A 24,058-nucleotide genomic window follows, 5' to 3' on the forward strand; every position below is an offset into this window, starting at 1 on the left:
GTACGGACCTATAACAAGCGTGTCGCAACGACACTGGCCGGTTCCTCTGCATTTGGTGACTTCCGCTGCCGGCGACACCCCTGAGTATTCACACGGACAAGGAATCCAATGTCTATCAGCTGTATCGATATCCTCGTGCAGAGCGCCGCTTCGCCCACTTGGAGGCGTCTATGGTGATGCTCGCCGGGGAGGTATTTCCCTGGCGAGACGGCAACCGCTTCCGGTTGCTGATCGACGGCCCTCAGTTTTTTCCGCACATTCTGCAGAGCATTGATGCGGCCGAGCGGCGGGTGGACGTCGAGCTCTATCTGGTGGAAGACGGTCTATGCGCCGATCGCCTGATCGATGCGCTGGTGGCTGCAGCTGGGCGTGGTGTGCGGGTGCGCTGTCTGTTCGATGGTTTCGGTTGCCTGAAGCTGGGGCAGAAGGCACGTCAACGATTGTCCGATGCGGGTGCTGATCTGCGTCAGTACAACCCGTTGAAGCTGCGGCTGAAGTTTCGCAATCTCCACCGCGACCACCGCAAGCTGATTCTGATCGACGACGCCTGCTGCTTCGTTGGCGGAGCGGGGGCGACCGACGAGTTCTGGAATCCTGATAAGCCGCAAGAGCATTGGCACGAGGCGATGGTGGAAATTACCGGCCCGTTGATGGAGGACTGGCGGCGCCTGTTCGACGCGCAATGGGCGTTGTGCTTGAAACGCCGCATTTGGCAGCTGCCATTACCGCAACGGCTGCCGAAGATCCCGGCCAACCCTCAGGCGGGAGAAGGGATGGGGCGGGTCGCTTATTCAGCGGCGCGTCAGCATCGTGACATTCTCCACAGCCTGTTGCGAAACCTGCAGCGAGCGGAGCGTCGGATTTGGCTGGCGACACCTTACTTTCTGCCCACTGGCCGCGTTCGGCGTGAGCTGATGCGCGCGGCGAGACGCGGTGTTGACGTGCAATTGTTGCTGACCAGCCGAAATACCGACCACCCATCAATTCGTTACGCGGGGCAACGTTACTACCCGCGATTGCTGCGTGCTGGCGTGCGAATTCACGAATATCAGCCACACTTCGTTCACCTGAAAATGGTGCTGGTCGATGACTGGGTAAGCGTCGGCTCGTGCAATTTCGATCATTGGAATCTGCGCTGGAACCTGGAAGCCAATCTCGAGGCGATCGACACGCAGTTCAGTGCCTCGGTGGCAGAGAGCTTCGAGCATGATTTTTCCCGTAGTCTCGAAATCGATCTGCAGCAATGGCACTCGCGTCCGCTCCGCCAGCGCATCTATCAGCGCATGTGGGGGCTGCTCGATCGGCTGACGATCAATATTTTCAACCGAAGCGGTTGATCGGCTCTCGCTGAGCTAGCCGCAAATGAATCACCTGACTGGAGAACGTTTCGATGGCTGCGAAGAAGATTCTGATGCTGGTTGGCGACTACGTCGAAGATTACGAAACCATGGTGCCCTTTCAGGCGCTGCAGATGGTTGGTCACGCGGTGCATGCCGTCTGCCCAGGTAAGAAAGCAGGCGATACGGTGCGTACCGCGATACATGATTTCGAGGGCGATCAGACCTATAGCGAGAAGCCTGGGCACAACTTTGCGCTGAACTTCGATTTCGACGCCGTGCGCGCCGAAAGCTATGACGCGCTAGTGGTGCCTGGTGGACGTTCGCCGGAATATTTGCGGCTGAACGACAAGGTGCTGAGTCTGGTGCGCGCCTTCAACGAAGCGCAGAAGCCCATCGCGGCCGTCTGCCATGGAGCGCAGCTGCTTGCCGCTGCCGATGTGCTCAAAGGGCGCGCCTGCAGCGCTTATCCGGCCTGCGCACCGGAGGTGAAGCTGGCGGGCGGCGAGTTCGTCGACATCCCGGTCGATCAGGCGCATACCCAGGGCAACCTGGTCACCGCCCCGGCGTGGCCGGCGCATTCCGCCTGGCTGGCGGTATTTCTGGAGCTGCTCGGTACGCGTATCACGCTGTAATATGCGGGCTGGACGAAGGCCTGGCACTCGCTGGGCCTTTTGTTATCTGCCGTCTTGGGCGGTGTTTCGGATTCAGAGGTCCGCTGTGCGAGAACCCACCAAAGACCCGCTCCATGGAATGACGCTCGAAGCCATACTTGTCGAGCTGCAGGCGCAGTACGGCTGGGACGGGCTGGCGCAGCGGGTCGATATTCGCTGCTTCAGGAGCGATCCCAGCATCAAGTCGAGCCTGACGTTTCTGCGCAAGACGCCTTGGGCACGGTCGAAAGTCGAGGCGCTGTTCGTTCAGTTGCGCCGTTCGACACGTCGAGAGTGAGCCGCAAAAAAAAAAGCCCGGATAATGCCGGGCTTTTTTGCTGTGCGTCGGTTACTGCACTTCTACCGCGAGGTTCTCTGCAATTTTCTTCTGCCAGATCGCCGGACCGGTGATGTGTACCGACTCGCCGTTGGTATCCACCGCGACGGTGACCGGCATGTCCTTCACTTCGAACTCGTAGATCGCTTCCATGCCCAGTTCGGCAAAGGCCAGCACCTTGGACTTCTTGATCGCCTGGGCGACTAGATAGGCGGCGCCGCCAACGGCCATCAGATACACGGCCTTGTTGTCCTTGATCGCGTCAATGGCGATCGGGCCGCGCTCGGACTTGCCGATCATGCCCAGTAGGCCAGTGCTTTCGAGGATCTGGCGGGTGAACTTGTCCATGCGGGTGGCGGTGGTCGGACCGGCCGGGCCTACCACTTCGTCACCGACCGGATCGACCGGGCCGACGTAATAGATGAAGCGACCTTTCAGGTCCACCGGCAGCTCTTCGCCCTTGTTCAGCATGTCGACCATGCGCTTGTGCGCGGCGTCGCGGCCGGTGAGCATCTTGCCGTTGAGCAGCACGGTTTCACCCGGCTTCCAGCTCTGCACTTCTTCCGGAGTGATGGTGTCGAGATTGACGCGGCGTGCGCTCGGGCCGGCTTCCCAGACGATCTCCGGGTAGGCGTCCAGTGGCGGCGGAGTGAGTTCGGCAGGGCCGGAACCGTCCAACACGAAATGCGCGTGACGGGTGGCGGCGCAGTTGGGGATCATGCACACCGGCAGCGAAGCGGCGTGGGTCGGATAGTCCATGATCTTGACGTCGAGCACGGTGGTCAGACCGCCCAGGCCTTGAGCGCCGATGCCCAGCTGGTTGACCTTCTCGAACAACTCCAGACGCATCTCCTCGATGCGGCTCTGCGGGCCGCGGGCCTTGAGCTCATGAATGTCGATGGATTCCATCAACACTTCCTTGGCCATTACCGCGGCTTTTTCGGCGGTGCCGCCGATGCCGATGCCGAGCATGCCCGGCGGGCACCAGCCGGCGCCCATGGTCGGCACGGTCTTCAATACCCAATCGACGATGGAGTCGGACGGGTTAAGCATGGCCATCTTCGACTTGTTTTCCGAGCCGCCGCCCTTGGCTGCAACGTCTACTTCCACCTTGTCGCCGGGGACGATGGAATAGTGGATGACGGCTGGGGTGTTGTCTTTGGTGTTCTTCCGGGAACCAGCCGGGTCGGCGAGGATCGAAGCACGCAGAACGTTTTCCGGCAGGTTATAGGCGCGGCGAACGCCTTCGTTGATCATATCGTCCAGACCCATGGTGGCGCCGTCCCAGCGCACGTCCATACCCACGCGCACGAATACGGTGACGATGCCGGTATCTTGGCAGATTGGCCGATGGCCGGTGGCACACATCCGCGAGTTGATCAGAATCTGCGCCATGGAATCGCGCGCTGCAGGCGATTCTTCGCGCAGGTACGCCTCGTGCATCGCCTGGATGAAGTCGACGGGGTGGTAATAGGAAATGAACTGCAAAGCGTCGGCAACGCTTTGTATCAGGTCGTCTTGCTTGATCACGGTCATGCAGCGCGTCCTCTTGGCGGGCGGAGACGAGGCGCGTCGAGTAAGGCATTCGACGCGCTCAGGTTAGCTCAGGGTAAAAAAGGCGCGGCAGTATAACCCGCCGTGACGCAGGGTACACAGACGGACCAAAGGTGAAGGGATGCACATCAAAACAGGCATGGCGATGCTATCGGATGTCCGCCGCGCTACGGATCAAGCCGCCGGTGGCGTATTCGTGAACGGCGCACCATGAGCCGACTGAATGCGGCAGAACGGTCGCAATTGGGACTGTCGGCGTTTCGTCCTGGCCTTGTCAGTACAGCTTGTAGGCTTTTTCGAATGGCCGGCGTAGAGTGTGTCGAATTGCCACTATGGGATGGATTCCATGCGCGCGTTTCGTGACGAGAGCGAACAGCAGGCGCTTCAGCAACTGGTAACCAAGCGGTTTGGCATGGCCGCCGGGACTTACGGCCTTGCTCTGCTTTTAACCTGGGTTACCGTTGCGGGCGGCTTCTATCAGGCATCGATCGACACGGCGGTAGCCGGCTCGGTGATGATCCTGGCCAGCCAGCTAGTGTTCTCCTGGATTTTCTACCGAGGCCACAACCTGCGCTTTCGCGACCCTAGCCTGACGGAGCCTCAGGTACTGGTTGCGCTGGTCTGGCTGACGTTCTTCCTGTTCCATTTCGGTGATCATCGCGGCTCGTTGTTAGTGCTTTACGTGCTGGTGCTGATGTTTGCGGTATTCCTCCCGCCGAAAGTCTTCATCCGCTACGCCCTGCTGGCGCTTTTTAGCTTCGTCGGCATGTCACTGCTCGATGTACAGCTGAATCGGCTGGACGATCCGCAGGCTGCGCTGTTGCAGGGCAGCGTGCTGCTGGTAACGCTGATCTGGATGTGCCTGTTCGTCGGTTACGTCTACAGGCTGCGCCAGCGTATGCGGCAACGCCGTTTCGCCCTGCAGGCGCACCAGGAAACCCTGCGGGGGATGATGCGACAACTGGAAGATTTGGCATCCACCGACGAGCTGACCGGACTGTATAACCGTCGGCATTTCCTTCGTCGAGCCGAAGCGGAGTTAAGCCGCTTGCGTGCTGGGCATCAATCCGGTCTCGCACTGATCGACCTGGACCATTTCAAACGGGTCAATGACCTTCACGGGCACGCAACGGGTGATCGGGTGTTGCAGGCCTTCGCGTCAGTGGCGCGCTCATGCCTGCGCGATGGCGATATCCTCGCCCGTTATGGCGGCGAAGAATTCGTGCTGCTGATGCCGCACACCGATGCCGAGCAATTCAGTGCTTGTTGCGAACGTCTGCGCGAAGCCTTCGCCACTGCCCAGCCGTTGGACGTCCAGCTGCAGGCGGGGCATCTCAGTCTGTCGGTAGGGCTGACGCTGATCAATGCCGGCGATGAGCTCGACGATTCCTTGCAGCGGGCCGACGAGGCGCTGTATCGGGCCAAGGGCAATGGGCGCAACCGCTGCGAGGCAAGCTGGACGACCGCCAATGCCTGAACTTACCTGTGGCTCACGAACCTGGAACGTGACCGAGGGTAGCAATCTACTCGATGCGCTCAACGCTGCAGGTCTGAACGTGCCCTATAGCTGCCGCGCAGGCAGCTGCCATGCGTGCCTGGTGCGCTGCCTGCAGGGCGAACCGCTGGACGCCCGTCCCGACGCACTCGATGCCAGCCGGCGCCTGCAAGGTTGGAGGCTGGCTTGTCAGTGCAGCGTGGCCGAAGATCTTTGCGTGGCGGCATTCGATCCGGCGCGAGAGGGATTGGCGGCGCGGCTCGACGGGCTCGACTGGCTCGGTGACCAAGTCCTGCGGCTACGGCTGACGCCCGAGCGCCCGTTGCGCTATCGCGCCGGTCAACATGTGTTGCTGTGGAACGCCAGTGGCATTGCCCGACCTTATTCTCTGGCGAGCCTTCCGGGCGAGGATCCTTGGCTCGAGTTCCACCTCGATTGCCGTATGCCCGGTGCGTTCTGCGATGGGGCGCGTGAGTTGATTGTTGGCGACAGCTTGCGCCTCGGCCCACTGAACGAAGGCGCGTTGCACTACGAGCCCGATTGGCAGACACGTCCGCTATTGTTGCTGGCTGCGGGGACCGGGCTTGCGCCGCTCTGGGCCGTATTGCGCGAAGCCTTGCGCCAAGGACATACCGGGCCGATTCGACTGCTGCACTTCTGTCGGGACGAGTCCTACTTGCGAGGTCCGCTCGGTGAGCTCGCTGGGTTGCACGGCAATCTGAGTGTCGAGTTGATCGATGGGAAGCAGACACAGAGCCGCCTGCAGTCCCTTCGCGCGACGTCGCGTCAGGAGGTGGTGTTGATCTGCGGTGGGAGCGGCTTCGTCGAAGACTGTGCCAAGCGAATGTTCCTGGCAGGCATACCAAGAGGACAGGTATTGAGCGATGCCTTCGTCATGCGGAAGGTCTGACAGCTGATGCAGCAGTCGCTGAATGAGGGATGTTACTGAAGGGCAGGGTTCAACTCGTATTGAATGCGTGGCGGCTCCTGGAAGGCATCGGGCCAAAGCTGGCCGATGCCTTCCGGTTTTGCCGCAATCCGTTCAGCCGCGATATCAGCTCAGCGAGTCGCCGACACGCAGGATTTTCATGGTGTTGGTGCCGCCAGTCGAATCGTGATAGCTGTCGCCCTTGGTCAGGATGACCCAGTCTCCCGGCTGCACGATGTTGCGCTTGACCAGTTCGTCCACTGCTGCCTGGCTGACCTTGTCCGCCGGCAGCGCGGCTGGGTCGAACGGAACGGTTTGCACGCCGCGGAACAGCGCCACGCGGGCTTGGGCATCGCGGTGCGGGGTAAAGGCAAAGATCGGTACCGAGGAGCGGATGCGCGACATGATCAACGTGGTGTAGCCGCTCTCGGTCAGGCTGATGATTGCTTTCACACCAGGGAAATGGTTGGCGGTGTACATCGCCGCCAGCGCGGTACTCTCGTCGCTGCGCTCGAAACGCTGGCCGAGGCGGTGGCCGGACTTGATGCTGGTCGGATGTTTCTCGGCACCGACGCAGACGCGTGCCATGGCCTTGATCGCTTCCACCGGGTATTCGCCTGCGGCGCTTTCGGCCGACAGCATGACCGCATCGGTGTAGTCCAGAACGGCGTTGGCTACATCGGACACCTCGGCGCGGGTCGGCATCGGATTCTGGATCATCGACTCCATCATCTGGGTCGCGGTGATGACCACCTTATTGTTGCGGCGTGCATGGAGAATGATCTTTTTTTGAATACCGACCAGCTCGGCGTCGCCAATTTCAACACCCAGGTCACCGCGAGCGACCATTACGCCGTCGCTGGCACGAATCAGGCCGTCGAGCGCTTCATCATCGGCTACCGCTTCAGCGCGCTCGATTTTGGCGATCAGCCAGGCGCTGGAGCCGGCTTCGTCGCGTAGGCGGCGGGCCAGTTCCATGTCGGCGGCATCGCGCGGGAAGGAAACGGCGAGATAGTCCAGATCCATCTCGGCGGCCAGCTTGATATCGGCCTTGTCCTTGGCGGTCAATGCCGGTGCGGTCAAGCCGCCTCCTCGACGGTTGATGCCCTTGTTATCCGACAGCGGGCCGCCGATCAGCACGGTGCAGTGCAGCTCATCGGCAGTCGTGCTGTCGACGCGCATGACCACGCGGCCATCGTCGAGCAGCAATTCATCACCCACGCTGCAGTCTTTGACCAGATCCGGGTAATCGATACCCACCACATCCTGGGTGCCGGCATCGCGTGGATGGGTGACGGAGAAGCGAAAGCTGTCGCCTTCGGCCAGCTCGATGCGCTTGTTGGTGAACTTGGCGATGCGGATCTTCGGTCCTTGCAGATCGCCCAGCAGCGCGACGAAACGGCCATGTTTCGCGGCGATGTCCCGTACCAGCTGGGCTCGGGCGCGGTGTTCGTCCGGGGCGCCGTGGGAGAAGTTCAGGCGCGCAACATCGAGTCCGGCCACGATCATTTTTTCCAACACTTCCGGAGAGCTGCTGGCTGGGCCCAGGGTGGCGACGATTTTGGTACGGCGCGAGATCATTCAATGCTCCTTTTTCAGAATGGTCGGGAGGCTACTATGCCGTGTGGCTGTAGTCATCGTTGGGGTGCACTACTCTTTGGGCGGGGCTGCGCGCGGGTAGATGGGGTCCGGCTCGCCGTTGAACGGGGCTGCAGTTTTTTTCGCCGTGGTCGATAAGCAAGCATCGGAGGATTTTACCCATGCGCACCCTGTTCATTCTTTTCCTGGCCACCCTCAGCGTAGGCTGCAGCAGCAGAAACGCACTCGATCGGCATCTGGACGATGCCTACAAGCATTACGAAAGCGGCGATTGCGACAGGGTGATGCTGGAGCTCTCCCAGGCCGAACGCCGCAGCCGCCCGCGTGACAATGTTCAGCCGGAAATCTCGCTGCTGCGTGGTCAGTGCCTGGAGCGCCAGGGTCTTTTCGTTGATGCGGCAGAAACTTATCGCTTCATTCAGACGCGCTATCCGGCTAGCGAATACGCCTTTCGCGGTCGCGCCAGGCTGGAGACGTTGCGCCAGTTGGGGCACTATCAGCCGGAGGAGCGGGTGGTCACCCACGCCGCCAAACCCTAAAGCGAAGCTGGTATCGATGGCCGGCCGGGAAGGAACCCATGCGCGTTGTACCAATAATGTTTGTAGCCTTGTTGTCTTCGCCGTTGGTGACCGCCGAGATTTACCGTTGGGTCGATCCGCAGGGAAATGTACATTTCGACGCGCAATCGCGTCCCGGCGCCGAGCAGATTGAGGTCAGGCCGCAAATCGTCGAGCGAGACGAGGCGACCCGCGAGCGTGAGGCACGCACCGAACGGTTTTTTGAGGCCCGCCGGCAAGAGCAGCAGGAAGCCGATCAGGCTGCCAGCGAGCGGCATGCGCAGCGCGACCAGGAGTGCCGTCAGTTGCAAGAGGAGCTGTCGCGCCTTTCCCGGGGTGGGCGTTATTTTCGTGCCGATGCAAAGGGTGAGCGGGTCTACTACAGTGATGAAGAAATAGGGGCGGCGCGGCGGCAGTTGGCCAGTCGTATCAGTCAAAACTGCAGCTGAGTCGCCGGTAACGGTGGCAGCGACCAAACTTGGCGGCAGGCCCGGAACCGATGAACATGTTCAATCAACGCAGCATTGAACGGCACCAGTTGCCGTATTACCTCAATGTATTCAATCGTTTCACTGATAAACCCTTGGGCTTTATCGGCAATCTGTCAGAGTCGGGTCTGATGCTTATCAGCCCGTATCCGATGATGACGGATGCGCGCTTCGAGATGCGCTTGAAGATACCCGGCCAGCACGGCCAGCTGCGGCATATTGACTTCAGCGCGACCTGTCGCTGGTCCCGCGAAGATGTAACGCCTGGCAGCTTCGATTCGGGCTTCGTCCTGCTCTCGCCGCCCAGCGAGATCAGGGACATGATCGACGCGTTGCATCATTACTTCAGCTTTCGGCCCATGCTGCATATTCCACCGGCTCGCCTGCCACGCATGGATGTGCCAACCAGCAAGGCGGCCGATCAGGATCGTTGCCTCGGAACCTGAAAGGGGTGATGTCGAAATTTTCACTCGCGTCGCTCAAGCACACTTTCATGCCGCTCTGCGAAGCCTGCGTGCTATAGCACACCACCTTTTTTCCAGGCCAGATAGCGGCTGATTAACGCCGGCCCAAGTTCGTGCGGCCGCGCATCGAGTACCGGCACGCCATGAGCCAGCAGCCGTTCATGCAGACCGCTGCGCGCGTTCAGATAGTCCAGGGTGCCGCAATAGGCCAGCGCATCCTGGAAGCTGCTGACCGGTTGCTGCCGCAGCCCATCGAGGACCTGCTCGCGCAAGCTCACCACCAAAACTCGATGTCGGCGCGAAAGGCGGCTGACCGCGCCGAGCAGGTCTTCATCGTCCTCGTCGCGCAGGTTACTCAGGATGATTACCAGCGCCCGTCGTTTCTGCAGCGCCAGGACATTGCTCGCAGCCAGCGCAAAGTCCGCCGGCTGCCGGGTATTGGCCAGGTCATAGACGCCGTTGAGCAGGGCGTTCAACTGTAACTGGCCCTTGGCCGGTGCGAAGAAACGGCGTTGTTCGGTGGCAAATGTGTAGAGCCCCAGAGCATCGCCCTGGCGCAAGGCTACATAACCCAGCAGCAGGCTCGCGTTGAGCGCATGGTCGAAGTGCGAGAGCGTGCCATCCTGGCTGCGCATCCGCCGGCCGCAATCGAGCATCAGCAGGATCTGCTGATCGCGATCATCCTGGTATTCACGGGCGATGGGCATGCGCTTGCGCGCCGTGGCCTTCCAGTCGATCTGCCGTAGGGTGTCGCCTTCGCGGAACTCGCGTAACTGATGAAAATCCAGCCCCAATCCGCGGCGAGGTTGCTGTCGCACGCCCAGGCGGCTTAGCCAGCTGTCCACAGCCATTAGCGGCGCGCCGTGCAGTCGAGTGAAGTCGGGGTAAACGCGAGTCTGCGATTCCAGGCGCAGCAGGCGGCGCTCGCGCCATAGCCCAAACGGACTGTACAAGCGGATCTCACATTGACTGAAATGGAAATGTCCGCGGCGTTCCGGGCGCACTCGGTAGCTGAGGTCGCAGTGTTGCCCAGGCAAGAGAATCAAGAATAGGGGCAGGTTCTGGAGCTCCATTCCGGTGGGAGCGTGGTCGAATATTTCCAGGCGCAAAGGCTGAGTCAGTGAATGTCGAACCTGAAGCTGCACCTCATGCCAGCGGCCCAGTGCCAGGTTGCCGGTCAGGTTGCGTCGCAGACTGGGTGAGGGCAGACGGTGCAAGGACAGCGCGTCGAATGCCGACAGCAGGCCCAGGCACAGCAGCAATCCCCACCAAGCCAAGTTTGTTCCGGGCAGGTCGGCATCCAGGGACGACGATATCCCCAGCGGCAGAGCAAGGCCGAGCAATGCAGCCAGCGCGTAGATCAGCCGTCGTGATGGATTCATCGAAGGTTCAACGCGTTGGGCTGGATCACAGTCGCGGCGCCGCAACTTGGTCGAGCAGCTGTTGCAGCAGCTGATCCACCGAAACGCCTTCGATATTCAGTTCGGGCGAGAGCCTGACGCGGTGCCGTAAAACGGCAAGCGCAGACCCTTTTACGTCGTCCGGCGTGACGAACTCACCGCCGCGTAACAACGCTCGCGCCCTTGCGCAGCGAACCAGGGCGATAGAAGCACGTGGGCCTGCACCCAGTGCCAGGCCCGGCCAGTTGCGTGTCGAGCGAGCCAGGCGCACCGCGTAGTCGAGCACCTGCTCGTCGAGCGGCATGTCACTGGCGATTTTCTGCAACGCCTGGACGTCCTTCGCTTGCAGCAGAACGCGTAGCCCGCTGACATCAAGGATATCGGTGCGAGCCGAGCGCGTGACCTGACGGACCAATTCCAGCTCTTCGTCGACCTGTGGATAGTCCATGCGCAGCATCAGCATGAAGCGGTCCAACTCGGCTTCCGGTAGCGGATAGGTGCCTTCCTGTTCGATGGGGTTTTGCGTGGCCATTACGAGGAAAGGTTGCGGCGCCGCCAGCGCACGTCCTTCGAGCGTGACCTGACGCTCCTGCATGACTTCCAGCAGGGCCGCCTGAGTCTTGGCTGGCGCGCGGTTGATCTCGTCGGCGAGCAGCAGGTTGGTGAACACCGGGCCCTTGCGCAGCTTGAACTGTTCGCTGGCAAGGTCGTAGATGGCGTGGCCAGTGATATCGCTAGGCATCAGGTCGGGGGTGAACTGGATGCGTGAAAATTCGCCACCGAAGCAGCGTGCCAACGCACGCACCAGCAACGTCTTGCCCAAACCCGGAACACCCTCGACCAGCACATGGCCGCCGGCGATCAGCGCGGTGAGCACCCCGTCGACGATGTCCTGTTGACCAATGATGGCTTTGTGCAGCTCCTGGCGCAGCGCTTGTGCCAGTTGGGCGGCGCGCTGTCGTTGAGTGCTTGCGCTGGTAGCGGGGGTAGTGTTGTTCGATTCGCTTGTGGCGTCGCTCATAGGGCATTCCTGAGGCTTTGCAGGCGGGCAACCTGAGTGGTGAATTCGGCGGTGCTGGCAGGCTTTGCGGCGGGTGAGCGTAATGCCTGATCGATTGAGTCGATGGAAAGGCGGCTGAATTTCGCCAGTATCTCGCATTGTTCGGCATGCCCGAGCGTTTCGAAACCGGGATGGCGGCGGCACGCCTGACGCAGTATGTCGCGTTGCAGATTGCTCAGCAGGTAGCGCTGCCCCGCGTGCCGATAGAGAAAATCGGCGCTGCCACGAAGGTGTTCCTGCAACTGTCGGCGGCCGCGGTCGGGTGGAGCGAAGAGCGGTCCCTGGCGTTGAGCCAGATGCCAGGTGGTGAATATCAGCATCAGTAGCAGGGCGACTAGCGCTTCGGGAAAATAACGCAGCAGTTGTTGCAGCAGGCTGTTGTGCTCGGTGCGATAGGCCAGGGTCACGTCGCGGTCCTGGGTGAGATACCAGAGCAGCCACGCGTGGTCATACCTGGCGATGTTGTCGTTTTGCCAGATCCAACTATCGGTAAGCGCGGTGACCAGACCGTTGCCGTGCTGTAGCTGCAGCATATGCGTGGCGCCGGCGCTGTTGGCCCAGGCGTGTGCTTTTTCACCTGCGTCGTAGAGGTGATAGTCGGTATCGAAGGCGAGGTAGGCCGGCGCGTTTTCGTTTTCCAGATAGAGCCGGGTCAGCGGCGGATGCTTCTCGGCGCTGGCTATCCGGTCGGCAACGTCTTTGCCGTTGCGGCCCTCGGTAGTTTCGTACTGCTGCAAATTCAAGGTGTCCAATAGCAGGTCACCGCTGCTAGCCGTACGCTCATTCCAAAGGCGCTCGGCGACGAACACCAGGTGACCACCATCTGCGACCCACGCGAGCAAACGAGCCGACTGGCGTGGCGTCATCTCGCTGCGGTCACCCAGCAATAGCAGGACCTGCGTGTCCGGTTGCAGGTCGACCAACCCCGTAACACTTTCCGTGCGGGTGACCGCTCTGCCCTGGTCAGCAAGGAAATGCTCGGCAGCCAGGTAGGGATTGCTGCGCACCTGCGGCGACGGCCCATGCTCGATGACTTCTTCGTAGGGCGTCGCCTTGTTCATAGCGAACAGCAGCAAAGCGCCGAGCAGCACGGCTGCCAACGCCAGATAGATCGCGCGACGGTAGATCATGCGCGCGCCCCTGTCCCGAACAACTCACGCCACCGAGCGCATAGTTCGGTCTTGGCGGCACTCGGTGGCAAGCGATGCCCATAGGCAAGATTCAGCCAGTGACCGGTGAGCGTTTCGGCATAGCCGACGAGCTCCGGTTGCCCCTGACGCAGCAGTCCGAGCACCTCACCTTCGGTGTGGGCGCTCTTCAACGGCAGGTTGCGCTCATGCAACAGTCGACTGAGAAAAGCTCGATAGAGCAATCCGAGGGCTTCGCGTGGCTGTTTATCCCAAAGCCGCTCCACTTCGCCGGGAACGTCCTGTGGAAGGCTTTCGGGCAGCATATCGAGACCGAACAAGATGGCCGGCGCGGGCGGGCGAGGGCTATCGGATGGTCGGTGGAGTCGCCCGACGTAGAGCCTGATCCACTCTCGATAACGCCAGAATACAAATGTGATCAGGCCGAACAGAGCGGCCCAGAGCAGAATCTCTATGCCCGTTGCGACATGGTCGAAGCCGCGTTGCAGGCCGCTGCCGTTAAGCAGTTGTTCTAACAAACGCGCCAGCCAGCCAGCCTCTGAATCGTGCTGTTCCTCGCCAAAACGCCAGCGGGTAACCGTTTCGCGGTTTCTGAATGGTGGTTGATCCAGCAGCTCGGCGATCCGTTCGCTGGCGGCCTGGCTGGTCAATGGCTGGTTGAGTAATCGGCTGCTTTCCGGGCTCGGCTCGGCTGTCTTCTGTTCAGCTTGAGCAGTCGGAGGCGCTGCCTGGGCGTCGTCGATCGGTGGGATCAACAGCAGGCTCAGGCCGAGCAAAAGTGCCGGTAGCACGGCTTTCAGCCGTTCCTGCAATCGGCGGAAGCTCAACTCGATATCCCAGGCCTCGAGTACGGTTCGTCGATTGAGATAAAGGCTGAAACCGCTGGCGACATAGATCGGCTCCCAGACCACCAATGCCAGCACGTACAAAAGGTTGGAGAAGTGCTCGAACCAGAGCCAGTCGCCGTCCAGTTTCAGCAGGTCCTGCCACTTCCATTCAGCCAGTAGTTGCGACGGGATCAATACGTAAAGCAATGCCAGAGCGCCCAGCCACAAACCGCTCTCCAGATGGACGCCGGCGATGGTCAGCCAGCGTGCTGCGCTGGTGTCACGTTGTTTCAGGACGACCAGCCGTTGACGCCGCGCGGAGCCGGACAACTCTTCAAGCTGCAGAACCGGCAGGTCGAAACTGCGGGTCAGGCTGAAGCGGCGCCAAGTGATGCTGGAAAACCACTGCGAACGCAGCAGTCCGGGAAGCGCCTGGAAACTGCGGCGCATTGTCGGGATATCACCGAACAACGAGCGGGAGACGATGAAAAGCGGCAGGCGCTCATAGAGTGGCTTGAACCACCAGAACAGCAGCAACGACAGGCTAGGGTGCTGCCAGAACACCAGACTGAACAGGGCGAATAGCGGCAGGGTCAGCAGTGCCCAACTGAACATCAGCAGTCCGGCCTGTCGCCGAGCCAGTAGGATGCCGAGGTCCAGCGCTTCCCAGGCACTGCGCGGGCGAATCTCCATGCTCGCGTCAGTCAGGCGCATGGGTGTTCCTGCCGCTCAACAAGAAATACAGGCCGACCAGCAGCCACAGTAGCGCGCCCACAGCATATTTCACTGGCGCAGAAGGATAGGTCATCGACGACCAGTAGGCCTCGATGAACGCGGCGATCAGCAACAGCACAGTGGCGCCGATTATCAATCGCACCGTCTTGGCTGCTGCCAGCCGTAACGCTTCAGTTCGTGTCAGCCGACCTGGCGCAACGAGCGCGGCGCCCAGTTTCAACCCCGCTGCGCCAGCAAAGGTAATGGCTGTCAGCTCGAAGGCACCGTGACCTACGACGAACGACCAGAACGGCTGATGATAGCCAATCCCGGTCAGGTGGCCGGCAACCGCACCGATCATCAGTCCGTTGAAAAGCAGGTAGAACAGGCTGCCGACGCCGAATAGCAAGCCGCCAGCAAACGTCTGGAAGGCGATCCCGATGTTGTGCATGACGTAATAGCCGAACATCACCCAATCGTCACCGGACTCTCGTTCGCCGAAGCGACCAAGGCGGCTGGTGTCTGGGTCGTACATCGCTTCCATCTGAGCGACCTGTTCCGGGTCGATCAGGCTGTAGACCAGCTCCGGGTACGCCAGCACCAGCGCGCCCATGCCCAGCAGGCTGGCATAGAACAGCAGGCTTGCGACTGCCACGTATCGCCATTCATCGCGGACCAGCCTGCCGAAGCCACCCAGGAAAAAGCCGAGCAAACGACCCGTCAGCGGGCTGCGATGGCGGTACAGCTGTTGGTGCCCGCGCTGCACCAACAGCTGCAGGTTATCGATCGAATGAGTGCTGTAACCACGCGTCTGAGCCAACGCGAGCTGCTGGCAAAGTCGCCGATAGGCCGCCGGAAACTCAGCAATTAAGGTAGATGAGGGCTTTTTGCCGCGCTCGAACGCATCGAGCGTTTCGTCAAACACTTGCCATTCGGTTTGGTGCCGGCTTTCGAATTGGCTCTGTTTCATGCGGGGCCCACCAGGCCGCGGGCGATGCCATTGATATACGCTTGTGCCTGCTCCGGCGGGACCTGCAGCGGCCCCGAGAGGATCGCCGCCAGCTCCTGGCGACGCTCCGGCGACAGGCTCGATTGGCGCTCGGCGAAGCTAATCAGCGCACGTTGTTCGGTCAGTTCCAGCGGGAAGGGCGCGGCGATGGCGTCGACCGCCGGAAGCGTTGGCGCGGGAATGCTCCGCTCGCGATAAACCACCAGTGTGCCGGCGGCCAAATCCCCAAGCCTTTTGAAGGATGGGTGCCAGAGGCAGGAGAGGGCCCCGAGGAAATAGCCGAAAGGGAGCATGTCGATGAAACGCAGCAGGTTGCGCGTCAGCGATGACGTCCAGCCGATCGGTGTCCCGTCATCGTGGACCACCTTCAGCCCCAACCAGTACTTGCCAGGTGTCCTGCCTTGATTGAGGACTTCGAACAGCACCATGTACCACCATTGAACCAGGAACAGCAGCAGCGCGCCGACGCCCATCCCGAATTTGCCCAACAGCGCAAAACCCACTCCCAACAGGGCCAGTATGGCTCCGCGAATCAGCAGATCCAGGGCAAACGCCAGCGCTCGCGGGACCAACCCAGCCGGACGGAGCAGCAGATCGATACCTTCCGGCGTTTCGACCCGGTGTGTGTTGTCCAGTAGCGCTTCGGATGCTGAGGCGGGAGGCAATGAATTGGCTCGTTTAACGGTATCGGTGAGCCTGCTGCAGCTCATCATGGTTTGGTCAATTGATCGAACCTAGTGCTGGAGCAGCCGGTTTTGGCGGGCATGAAAGCATCGAACGGATAATTCGGCCAGAGCCTACGAAGAATTTTGAGGCGAAATGCTGGCGCCTGCACACGACTGCAGCGCCATTGTGCATAGCGCCTCGCGTCTGCGACGCAGGCGATGCGGCCAGCAGTTGCTCGGGCGCGCTAGACTGGCGCCAGACGACCGAGAAGGAATCTCCCGTGACATCCAGCATCTTCTGGTACGACTTTGAAACAACCGGTATTTCTCCACGTTGCGATCGGCCTCTTCAGGTCGCCGGGATCCGCACCAACGAGGCATTAGAAGAAATTGGCGAGCCGCTGAATATCTATTGCCGCCTCAGCGATGACATCCTGCCGCATCCGGCGGCATGCCTGGTAACCGGCATAATCCCGGCGACCTTGGCTGAGAAGGGGTTATGCGAAGCCGAATTCATTGGGCGGCTGCATCAGGAATTGGCGCTACCCGGCACCTGCGGCGCGGGTTACAACAGCTTGCGTTTCGATGACGAAGTGCTGCGCTACAGCCTGTACCGCAACTTCTTCGATCCTTATGCCCGCGAGTGGCAAGGCGGCAATAGCCGTTGGGACCTGATCGATCTCGTCCGCACGGCCTATGCGCTGCGTCCGGAAGGGCTGGTCTGGCCAGAGGAAGACGGCCGGGTGACGCTCAAGCTAGAACGTCTGAGTGTGGCCAATGGACTCGAACATTTGCAGGCGCACGATGCCTTGTCCGATGTGCGAGCGACCATCGCCCTGGCGCGGTTGATACGTGAGCGCCAACCGAGGCTCTACGACTATTTATACAAGCTGCGCCGGAAGAACGCGGTGATCGAGCAGATCGAACTGTTGAAACCGTTGGTGCATATTTCAGGGCGCTTCTCTGCTACCCGGCACTACTTGTCGGTGGTACTGCCGCTGGCCTGGCATCCGCGCAACCGTAATGCACTGATCGTTTGCGATCTAAATTCCGAGTGCGCGCCCTTATGGGAAGACAAAGCCGAGGATCTTCGTGTACGGCTTTATACGCGTCGTGAAGATCTCGGCGAGAAACTTCCGACTCCGCTGAAACTGGTGCATGTGAATCGCTGCCCGGTGCTTGCGCCAATGAAAGTGCTGCGTGATTCCGATATCGATCGCTTGGGGCTGGATCTGGAATGTTGCGAGTTCAGGGCACGCGATCTGCGCAGCCGACGGGCAGACTGGGAAGCGAAGCTCGCCGACATCTATCAGGAAGAGGTTTTCGCAGGTTCGGCTGATCCGGAACAGCAACTTTACGATGGCTTCCTAGGCGAACGAGACCGGCGGCTTTGTGATCAGGTCAGAACTCTTGCGTCGTCGCAAAGTTCGGGCGGCGTGTTCCCGTTTGACGACGCCCGTTTGCCTGAACTGCATTTTCGTTATCGCGCCCGTAATTTCCCAGAGTGCCTGTCGGCAGCGGAGAAACTGCAATGGGACGAATTTTGCCGGCAGCGCTTAACTGCCCCCGAGTTTGGTGCGCCCAATACCTTGACTCAGTTCGAAACATGCGTTCAGGCACTGCTGGCCTCGGCGAGCCCGGAACAAGCGCAGTTGCTACGCCAGTGGTCCATGCATGCTGACAGCTTGCGTGACCGTTACATTCGCTGACTGCTGCGCCTATCGGCAGATACAAAAAAGCCATCTGACGCAGCATGCCTTGGCATGAAGCGTCAGATGGCTTTTAGGCGTAGCGTGCCAATTAACCGAGCAGAGTGGCCCAGCCTTCAACCTCATCGGAGCCCCACTGCGCTTTCCATTCTTTCAAGGTCTTGTGATTGCCACCTTTTGTTTCAATCACTTCGCCGTTATGCGGGTTCTTATATTGCTTCACTCGGCGGGCACGTTTGGCCGTAGCCGGCGCTTTGGTTGCGCGCTGTGCCTTGTTGCTTCTGGCGTCCGGATCAAGCAGGGCGATGATATCGCGAAGAGATTTTTGGTATTCGCCCATCAATTCACGCAGTTTGCCTTCGAACTCAAGCTCCTTTTTCAGCTTGTCGTCTGCGGAAAGAGACTTCAGGCGTTCCTGAAGTTCCTTGATAGCTTCTTCAGTGGCGCGGTATTCGTTGATCAGCGACATGTCACATCCTTGGTATAGGTTTGAACGCAAGTGTTGGTAATCATAGACAGCTGCAATGCACAAGTAAATATTCTTTGAATAAAGTTTAACCGCGCTCCTGCCTTTGCTTGATTCTAACGTCGTTCAGTTAGTTCGTTCGGGTTGCGGATAGTACTCGTCAAAAAAACTAGCGCTTGAACGAGCGCATCGTTGTTATATCTACAGCGGATTTGTCCGCAGTAGAGGTTGTAGCGTCGCGATACCTCTACGGCGCCGTTCGCGTAGTTGACACCGCGCCATGCTCGGCTTTGTCGCAGTGCTAAAAACTCCCCATGTAAACCAGGCGAATGAGCCGTTTCCTGTCGTATATCCGGTGCAATGCCACCTAGCCACGAGGTAGCGGGGTGCTGGACCTGCTCGATAATGTGGCTGCAGTTTTTTTCGCTGCGCTAGAATGCGGGTCTTTTTGTAAGTCGGAGTTACTTTTAATGCGTACATTCAGGCTGGTTATTGCCTGTCCCGATGGCGTTGGCATCGTTGCCAAGGTCAGCAATTTCTTGGCTACTTACAATGGCTGGATCACCGAAGCCAATCACCACTCCGACCATCAGAGCGGCTGGTTCTTCATGCGCCATGAAATTCGCGCCGACTCGCTGCCTTTCGATCTTGAAGGTTTCCGTCAGGCATTTGCTCCTATAGCACGCGAGTTTTCCATGGAATGGCGCATCACCGACTCGGAGCAGCGCAAGCGCGTCGTGTTGATGGCCAGTCGGGAATCGCATTGTCTCGCCGATCTCTTGCACCGTTGGCATAGCGGTGAGTTGGATTGTGAAATTCCCTGCGTTATTTCCAACCACAACGACTTGCGTAGCATGGTCGAGTGGCATGGAATCCCATATTTTCACGTGCCCGTCGAACCGGGGCGCAAGGAGCAAGCGTTTGCCGAGGTGTCGCGTCTGGTGCGAGAACAGCAGGCCGATGTCATTGTGCTTGCGCGTTATATGCAGATTTTGCCGTCCGAGTTGTGCGAAGAGTTCGCTCAACGCGTGATCAACATTCACCACAGCTTCCTGCCTTCGTTCGTCGGGGCCAAACCGTACCACCAAGCCTCGCTGCGGGGCGTCAAGCTCATTGGTGCGACCTGTCATTACGTTACCGAAGAACTAGACGCCGGCCCGATAATCGAGCAGGACGTGGTGCGCATCAGCCACCGCGACAGTGTCGAAGACATGGTTCGTCTGGGTAAGGATGTGGAAAAGATGGTGCTATCGCGCGGTCTGCGCTATCACTTGCAGGAACGTGTGCTGGTCCATAGCAACAAGACCATGGTTTTCAACTGACCCGTCGTCATCGGCGCGGGAGCGTGTATGACCGATCTACTGAAAAAGGCAGGCGCAACAGCACCGCCGATCATTGGTAGCGGGTGTACGCAACGCTACGATCCCGAACACCTTGGGCCGGAACTCGGCACGGACTTTCCTGGTGCCGAAGCGCTGTGGAAGCGTCACCAACCCGATGCCGAAGTGGCTGTTGATGACGTTGCTTCCACTGTCCCGGCTAGCGATTGAGCAAAAGCATCGGCGCGGCAGCGCTAGCACTGCCGCGCTCATCCGCAGCTTCCCGTTCTGGAGATGGCCAGATGGAACACAACGATTGCTTGGTGTTGGGCGCTGATGCTGCAGGCGACCCCAATATGCATCCGCTACGCCTGGCCAACCGTCACGGTTTGATCGCTGGCGCGACGGGCACTGGCAAGACCGTTACCCTGCAACGGCTCGCAGAGCAGTTCAGCGATGCCGGTATAGCGGTGTTTGCGGCAGATATCAAAGGCGACTTGTGTGGGCTGGGCGCCGCCGGGGTTCCGCAAGGAAAGATCGCCGAGCGTATCTCTAGCATGCCCTGGCTCAAGCATCAGCCGCAGGCCTATCCCGTTACCTTATGGGACGTGCATGGCGTGAGCGGACATCCGTTGCGTACCACCTTGACCGAGATGGGGCCGCTCTTGCTAGGCAACTTGCTCGAACTGACGGATAGCCAGCAAGCGGCTCTCTATGCCGCGTTCAAGGTGGCCGATCGCGAGGCGCTACTGCTTCTGGACCTGAAGGATCTCAAAGCACTACTCGCCCACCTCAAGCAGAACCCCGAGGTGCTAGGTGATGACGCCGCCTTGCTGACCGGTGCCTCGTCCCAAGCCCTGTTACGGCGGCTGGCGACGCTGGAACAGCAGGGCGCCGAGGCGCTGTTCGGCGAACCGGCATTGGCGCTGGAAGATGTGCTGCAGCCGCATCACGACGGGCGTGGCCGGATTCATCTGCTCGATGCCAGTCAGCTCGTGCATCAGGCACCCAAGGTGTATGCGACGTTCCTGTTGTGGTTGCTGGCAGAGTTGTTCGAACAACTACCCGAGCGCGGCGATGCGGATCGTCCGTTGCTGGCGCTGTTCTTCGACGAGGCACACCTGCTGTTCAACGATGCCCCGAGAGCTTTGCAAGACCGGTTGGTGCAGGTCGTTCGGTTGATACGCTCGAAAGGCGTTGGCGTCTATTTCGTCACCCAGTCGCCGGCAGATTTGCCGGATGAAGTGTTAGCTCAGTTGGGCCTGCGCATTCAACACGGCCTACGGGCCTATACGATCAAGGAGCAGAAAGCCTTGCGTGCCGTGGCAGAAGGGTTTCGAGCCAATCCTGCATTCTCTGCGCTGGACTCGCTGGTCGATCTTGGAATCGGCGAAGCCCTGGTTGGCGGGCTCGAGGACAAGGGCACGCCTGCCATGGTGCAACGCGTGGCTATCGCGCCGCCTCAGTCGCGTGTGGGGCCGCTCGATGATCATGAAAGACGTGCGCTGATTGCCAGTTCACCGTTGCGTACTCGCTACGATAAAGCGATCGATCGCGAATCCGCCTACGAAATATTGCTCAGCCGGGCGAAACAGGCGACAAATGCCGAGCCGCAGGCGAAAGCGGCGACGCAGAAAGATGATGCAGGAGATGCTTTCGGCGATCTCGCCGGGCGAGTGTTCAAAAGCGCTGTGCGTCAGGCGGCCAACCAGCTAGGCCGGCAATTGGTACGAGGATTGATGGGCTCGCTATTTGGCGGAAAACGCTGATCGGGGCGGCAATGCTGCCTGGGCCACTCGTCCGCCCGTTGTGCCTGTCATGGCAGCACGGTACCTAGAGGTCGTTTTTATTTGACTGAGAAGGCTGTTGCGACAGCTCTTTTTCAATCTTTTGTAATTCTTCTTTGAAAACCTGATCGTGAATAGTTGGCTTTTTGCGCCAAGGCTTGCGTTCAGGATCGGGTTGAGCAGCGTAGGTGGTTATCTCGCCTCCGTATACGGCCTGGAAGCGGTTGGCCTGTCGTTCCAGTTCGGCGCGTAGTTCTTCTTTTGTCACTTCTTGATCTGTCCTTTTCGATAGTTCGAATATACCTGCAAGCACAGGTTGAGGCGCCCCAAGCAGCAGATCGGCACGTGCGATGCGACTCGGCGGTTGGTTTATTTAATGGACTGGCTGGCTCTATTGCAAGCGGATGGCGAAAAACAAGTGTAAGCGAAATTAGTATGTGCCGCATGCAGTAGGGCGTCTAGGTTGGTGCTGGCGGAGCATCGACTAATTGCGTGCTCGGTTACACCGAAGGATTGAATTAGTGATTTCGCGAGCCGCGTCTCCCTTGATTGCTGTCTTCCATTCCGACGCTGAGCAGCAACCGCTATTAACCCGATAGAGGCCTGCGCTGGTCAGCCGATTAATTCGGATCGTCCCAGATATAAAAAAACCGCGCCTGATCCTCGGCGCGGTTGTTTATATCTCAGCCAATTACCGTGCTGATTGGCTCGCCACGTTATCGTGGGCGCGTCCGTACACATCGTCTAATCGCTCGATGTCATCTTCACCGAGATAGCTGCCTGACTGTACTTCGATGATCTCTAGCGGAATCTTGCCGGGGTTGGCCAGCCGGTGAATGGACGTCACCGGAATGTAGGTCGATTGGTTCTCGGTCAGCAGGAAGGTCTTGTCATTGCAGGTAACCTGGGCGGTGCCGGATACGACGATCCAATGTTCAGCACGGTGATGGTGCATTTGCAGTGACAATTGCGCTCCCGGGTTGACGCATATCCGCTTGACCTGGAAGCGACCGCCCATATCGACCGAGTCATACCAGCCCCAAGGGCGATACACGGCGCAATGATTGACCGTTTCGGAGCGCTTCATGGCGTCGAGCTTGTTCACCAGCTTCTTGACATCTTGGACTTTGTCCTTGTGCGCGATCATCGTCGCGTCTTTGGTCTCGACCACAACGATATTGTCCAGACCGACCACGGTCACCAGCTTGCCGTTGCCGTGAACAAGGCAGTTGCGGCTGTCTTCGACAATCACGTCGCCTTTGGTCACGTTGCCATTTTCGTCCTTTTCCAGCACGTCGTATAGCGAAGACCAGGAGCCAACATCGCTCCAGCCTGCCGACATGGGCACTACGCACGCCAGTGCGGTTTTTTCCATTACTGCGTAATCGATCGAGTCGTCAGGGCAGCAGGCGAAGGTCTCTGGATCGATCAGTACTTCGTCACCATTTTTGGCGCTGCGCTCCAGCGCGGCTCCGCAGGTGTCGTAAATGTCCGGATCATGTTTCTTAAGTTCTTCTAGGAATACACTGGCGCGGAACAGAAACATGCCGCTATTCCAATAGTAATCACCCGACTCAACATACTGTTGAGCACGCGCTTCGTCAGGTTTCTCGACGAAATTGGTAACACGGTTAACGCCTTCCGGCAGGCCATTGCGCTCGTTGTGATCGCACTTGATATAGCCGTAACCGGTCTCAGGACTGGTTGCAGGAATGCCAAACAGTACCATCTCGCCGTTTTCCGCAGCGTTGGTGGCCAAGGCCAGCGAACGCTGGAACGCTTTATGGTCCTCGATCACATGGTCCGCTGGCAGGACCAGCAGCAGCTCGTCACGGCCATCCTCGAGCAGTTTCATCGCCGCAATGGCGATCGCAGGCGCGGTGTTGCGACCGAATGGCTCGAGCATAAGGCCTTGAATGCCCAGCTTGCGTGCCGCCAGCTGCTCTTTGACGATAAAGCGGTGTTCTTTGTTGCATACCAGCAGGGGCGGCTGCATGCCTTCGAAGGCGAGACGCTCGATAGTCTGCTGGAACAGCGTCTGTTCAGCCGTCAGTGCGAGGAACTGCTTGGGGAACGCTTTGCGTGAAAGAGGCCAGAGCCGAGAGCCGCTGCCGCCTGAGAGGATGACCGGAATCATGTTGTTTCTCCTGAATCGTTGAGAAGGGGAGTTCTTCTTGTCCATTTAGGTGGCGTAGAGGTTTGTGCTCGCCATGCGCTTCTTGGTCGGGCCTCCAGGATGCCGCGCGCCGTCAAGCTGTGTTTTCTCGCGAGAAAACTACCGTCGGAACGAACTGCGCGCTCCGAGCCTGAATATGGGATTGTTGCCTGGTTGTTGATCGCAGCCGGATTTGAAATAGCGGTGTCGAGCGCCGCTCCAGAGTGAGAGGCGACATGCCCTCTATCGGTCTGACGTAAACGGGCCTGCACTGTCTTCGGGCGGACGCTGCCTGATTGGCACCGGTGCGCTTGGCACAGTGCGGTCATTACCGGCACTGCTTTGGTTCGGCCGATCTGACCTCGGCTAGTCGCGCCTGGTGATCCT

The 24,058-nt window shown here is 59.6% G+C and carries 23 protein-coding genes; 12 read left to right on the forward strand and 11 right to left on the reverse strand.

The window, feature by feature from the left end; translation table 11 throughout:
• Positions 1-176: 176 nt before the first annotated feature.
• The 3 genes from NAV33_RS14615 (at position 177) to NAV33_RS14625 (ending at position 2,288) form a co-directional block, all read left to right on the forward strand.
• Entirely contained in the window at positions 177-1,337 is a 1,161-nt protein-coding gene (locus NAV33_RS14615; RefSeq protein WP_255981638.1) for a phospholipase D-like domain-containing protein, read from the forward strand.
• Positions 1,338-1,390: 53 nt separating this feature from the next.
• The gene (locus tag NAV33_RS14620) at positions 1,391-1,972 is read left to right on the forward strand and encodes a DJ-1/PfpI family protein (RefSeq protein WP_255981275.1); all 582 of its coding nucleotides are present in this window, start codon (positions 1,391-1,393) and stop codon (positions 1,970-1,972) included.
• 85 nt (positions 1,973-2,057) lie between these two features.
• Entirely contained in the window at positions 2,058-2,288 is a 231-nt protein-coding gene (locus NAV33_RS14625; RefSeq protein WP_255981277.1) for a VF530 family DNA-binding protein, read from the forward strand.
• Between the two features lie 51 nt (positions 2,289-2,339).
• Here the strand turns inward: NAV33_RS14625 and NAV33_RS14630 are convergent, their stop codons facing one another.
• Positions 2,340-3,863, reverse strand: coding sequence for a fumarate hydratase (locus NAV33_RS14630; protein WP_255981279.1), 1,524 nt, complete (start codon positions 3,861-3,863; stop codon positions 2,340-2,342).
• 364 nt (positions 3,864-4,227) lie between these two features.
• On the opposite strand from NAV33_RS14630, the gene NAV33_RS14635 reads away from it, so the two are divergent.
• Together NAV33_RS14635 and NAV33_RS14640 are read left to right on the forward strand one after the other, a co-directional pair.
• A complete protein-coding gene (locus tag NAV33_RS14635; protein ID WP_255981281.1) occupies positions 4,228-5,358 on the forward strand; it encodes a GGDEF domain-containing protein in 1,131 nt (376 codons plus the stop codon).
• Positions 5,351-6,286, forward strand: a complete 936-nt coding sequence (locus NAV33_RS14640) for an iron-sulfur-binding ferredoxin reductase (protein ID WP_255981283.1) — start codon at positions 5,351-5,353, stop codon at positions 6,284-6,286. Before NAV33_RS14635 ends, NAV33_RS14640 begins: the two co-directional genes overlap by 8 nt.
• Positions 6,287-6,430: 144 nt before the next feature.
• Here the strand turns inward: NAV33_RS14640 and pyk are convergent, their stop codons facing one another.
• Complete coding sequence (pyk, locus tag NAV33_RS14645) at positions 6,431-7,885, reverse strand: pyruvate kinase (RefSeq protein ID WP_255981285.1); 1,455 nt, start codon at positions 7,883-7,885, stop codon at positions 6,431-6,433.
• 179 nt (positions 7,886-8,064) lie between these two features.
• Here pyk and NAV33_RS14650 point away from each other — a divergent pair, with 179 nt between their 5' ends.
• Genes NAV33_RS14650 through NAV33_RS14660 form a run of 3 tightly spaced genes read left to right on the forward strand, consistent with a single transcriptional unit; the run spans position 8,065 to position 9,394 of the window.
• Positions 8,065-8,442 carry a tetratricopeptide repeat protein gene (locus tag NAV33_RS14650; RefSeq protein WP_255981287.1) on the forward strand — a complete coding sequence of 126 codons (378 nt, stop codon included), beginning with the start codon at positions 8,065-8,067 and terminating at the stop codon, positions 8,440-8,442.
• A gap of 38 nt (positions 8,443-8,480) precedes the next feature.
• Positions 8,481-8,909 carry a DUF4124 domain-containing protein gene (locus tag NAV33_RS14655; protein ID WP_255981289.1) on the forward strand — a complete coding sequence of 143 codons (429 nt, stop codon included), beginning with the start codon at positions 8,481-8,483 and terminating at the stop codon, positions 8,907-8,909.
• A gap of 50 nt (positions 8,910-8,959) precedes the next feature.
• Entirely contained in the window at positions 8,960-9,394 is a 435-nt protein-coding gene (locus NAV33_RS14660; RefSeq protein WP_255981291.1) for a PilZ domain-containing protein, read from the forward strand.
• A 71-nt stretch (positions 9,395-9,465) separates the two neighbouring features.
• On the opposite strand, the gene NAV33_RS14665 is transcribed toward NAV33_RS14660, so the two are convergent.
• From NAV33_RS14665 to NAV33_RS14690, 6 genes are read right to left on the reverse strand one after another with little or no spacing between them, the layout of a single operon-like run.
• A complete protein-coding gene (locus NAV33_RS14665) occupies positions 9,466-10,794 on the reverse strand; it encodes a DUF58 domain-containing protein (protein WP_255981294.1) in 1,329 nt (442 codons plus the stop codon).
• A gap of 25 nt (positions 10,795-10,819) precedes the next feature.
• Positions 10,820-11,833, reverse strand: a complete 1,014-nt coding sequence (locus NAV33_RS14670; protein ID WP_255981296.1) for an AAA family ATPase — start codon at positions 11,831-11,833, stop codon at positions 10,820-10,822.
• Positions 11,830-13,002: a DUF4350 domain-containing protein gene (locus tag NAV33_RS14675; protein ID WP_255981298.1), complete on the reverse strand. Its 1,173-nt coding sequence runs from the start codon at positions 13,000-13,002 to the stop codon at positions 11,830-11,832. Before NAV33_RS14675 ends, NAV33_RS14670 begins: the two co-directional genes overlap by 4 nt.
• Complete coding sequence (locus tag NAV33_RS14680) at positions 12,999-14,561, reverse strand: DUF4129 domain-containing protein (protein WP_255981300.1); 1,563 nt, start codon at positions 14,559-14,561, stop codon at positions 12,999-13,001. Before NAV33_RS14680 ends, NAV33_RS14675 begins: the two co-directional genes overlap by 4 nt.
• The gene (locus NAV33_RS14685; RefSeq protein ID WP_255981302.1) at positions 14,548-15,531 is read right to left on the reverse strand and encodes a stage II sporulation protein M; all 984 of its coding nucleotides are present in this window, start codon (positions 15,529-15,531) and stop codon (positions 14,548-14,550) included. The genes NAV33_RS14680 and NAV33_RS14685 overlap by 14 nt, the downstream gene beginning before the upstream one ends.
• Positions 15,528-16,235 carry an RDD family protein gene (locus NAV33_RS14690; RefSeq protein ID WP_255981304.1) on the reverse strand — a complete coding sequence of 236 codons (708 nt, stop codon included), beginning with the start codon at positions 16,233-16,235 and terminating at the stop codon, positions 15,528-15,530. The genes NAV33_RS14685 and NAV33_RS14690 overlap by 4 nt, the downstream gene beginning before the upstream one ends.
• A 281-nt stretch (positions 16,236-16,516) precedes the next feature.
• Between NAV33_RS14690 and sbcB the strand changes: the two genes are divergently transcribed.
• Positions 16,517-17,944 carry an exodeoxyribonuclease I gene (gene sbcB / locus NAV33_RS14695; protein ID WP_255981306.1) on the forward strand — a complete coding sequence of 476 codons (1,428 nt, stop codon included), beginning with the start codon at positions 16,517-16,519 and terminating at the stop codon, positions 17,942-17,944.
• Between the two features lie 91 nt (positions 17,945-18,035).
• Here the strand turns inward: sbcB and mvaT are convergent, their stop codons facing one another.
• Positions 18,036-18,413 carry a histone-like nucleoid-structuring protein MvaT gene (mvaT, locus tag NAV33_RS14700; protein ID WP_255981308.1) on the reverse strand — a complete coding sequence of 126 codons (378 nt, stop codon included), beginning with the start codon at positions 18,411-18,413 and terminating at the stop codon, positions 18,036-18,038.
• Between the two features lie 467 nt (positions 18,414-18,880).
• On the opposite strand from mvaT, the gene purU reads away from it, so the two are divergent.
• The 3 genes from purU to NAV33_RS14715 all read left to right on the forward strand — a co-directional run bounded on the left by purU (position 18,881) and on the right by NAV33_RS14715 (position 21,498).
• Positions 18,881-19,732 carry a formyltetrahydrofolate deformylase gene (gene purU / locus NAV33_RS14705; protein ID WP_255981310.1) on the forward strand — a complete coding sequence of 284 codons (852 nt, stop codon included), beginning with the start codon at positions 18,881-18,883 and terminating at the stop codon, positions 19,730-19,732.
• Between the two features lie 27 nt (positions 19,733-19,759).
• Positions 19,760-19,960: a hypothetical protein gene (locus NAV33_RS14710; protein ID WP_255981313.1), complete on the forward strand. Its 201-nt coding sequence runs from the start codon at positions 19,760-19,762 to the stop codon at positions 19,958-19,960.
• 71 nt (positions 19,961-20,031) lie between these two features.
• Complete coding sequence (locus NAV33_RS14715; protein ID WP_255981315.1) at positions 20,032-21,498, forward strand: helicase HerA-like domain-containing protein; 1,467 nt, start codon at positions 20,032-20,034, stop codon at positions 21,496-21,498.
• A 64-nt stretch (positions 21,499-21,562) separates the two neighbouring features.
• Here NAV33_RS14715 and NAV33_RS14720 read toward each other — a convergent pair whose 3' ends face one another.
• Both NAV33_RS14720 and NAV33_RS14725 read right to left on the reverse strand, forming a co-directional pair.
• The gene (locus NAV33_RS14720; protein WP_255981317.1) at positions 21,563-21,784 is read right to left on the reverse strand and encodes a hypothetical protein; all 222 of its coding nucleotides are present in this window, start codon (positions 21,782-21,784) and stop codon (positions 21,563-21,565) included.
• A 423-nt stretch (positions 21,785-22,207) separates the two neighbouring features.
• Entirely contained in the window at positions 22,208-23,653 is a 1,446-nt protein-coding gene (locus NAV33_RS14725; protein WP_255981319.1) for a mannose-1-phosphate guanylyltransferase/mannose-6-phosphate isomerase, read from the reverse strand.
• Positions 23,654-24,058 lie beyond the last annotated feature (405 nt).

The organism is Stutzerimonas stutzeri (genome assembly GCF_024448715.1).
GTDB classification, from domain to species: domain Bacteria; phylum Pseudomonadota; class Gammaproteobacteria; order Pseudomonadales; family Pseudomonadaceae; genus Stutzerimonas; species Stutzerimonas stutzeri_AR.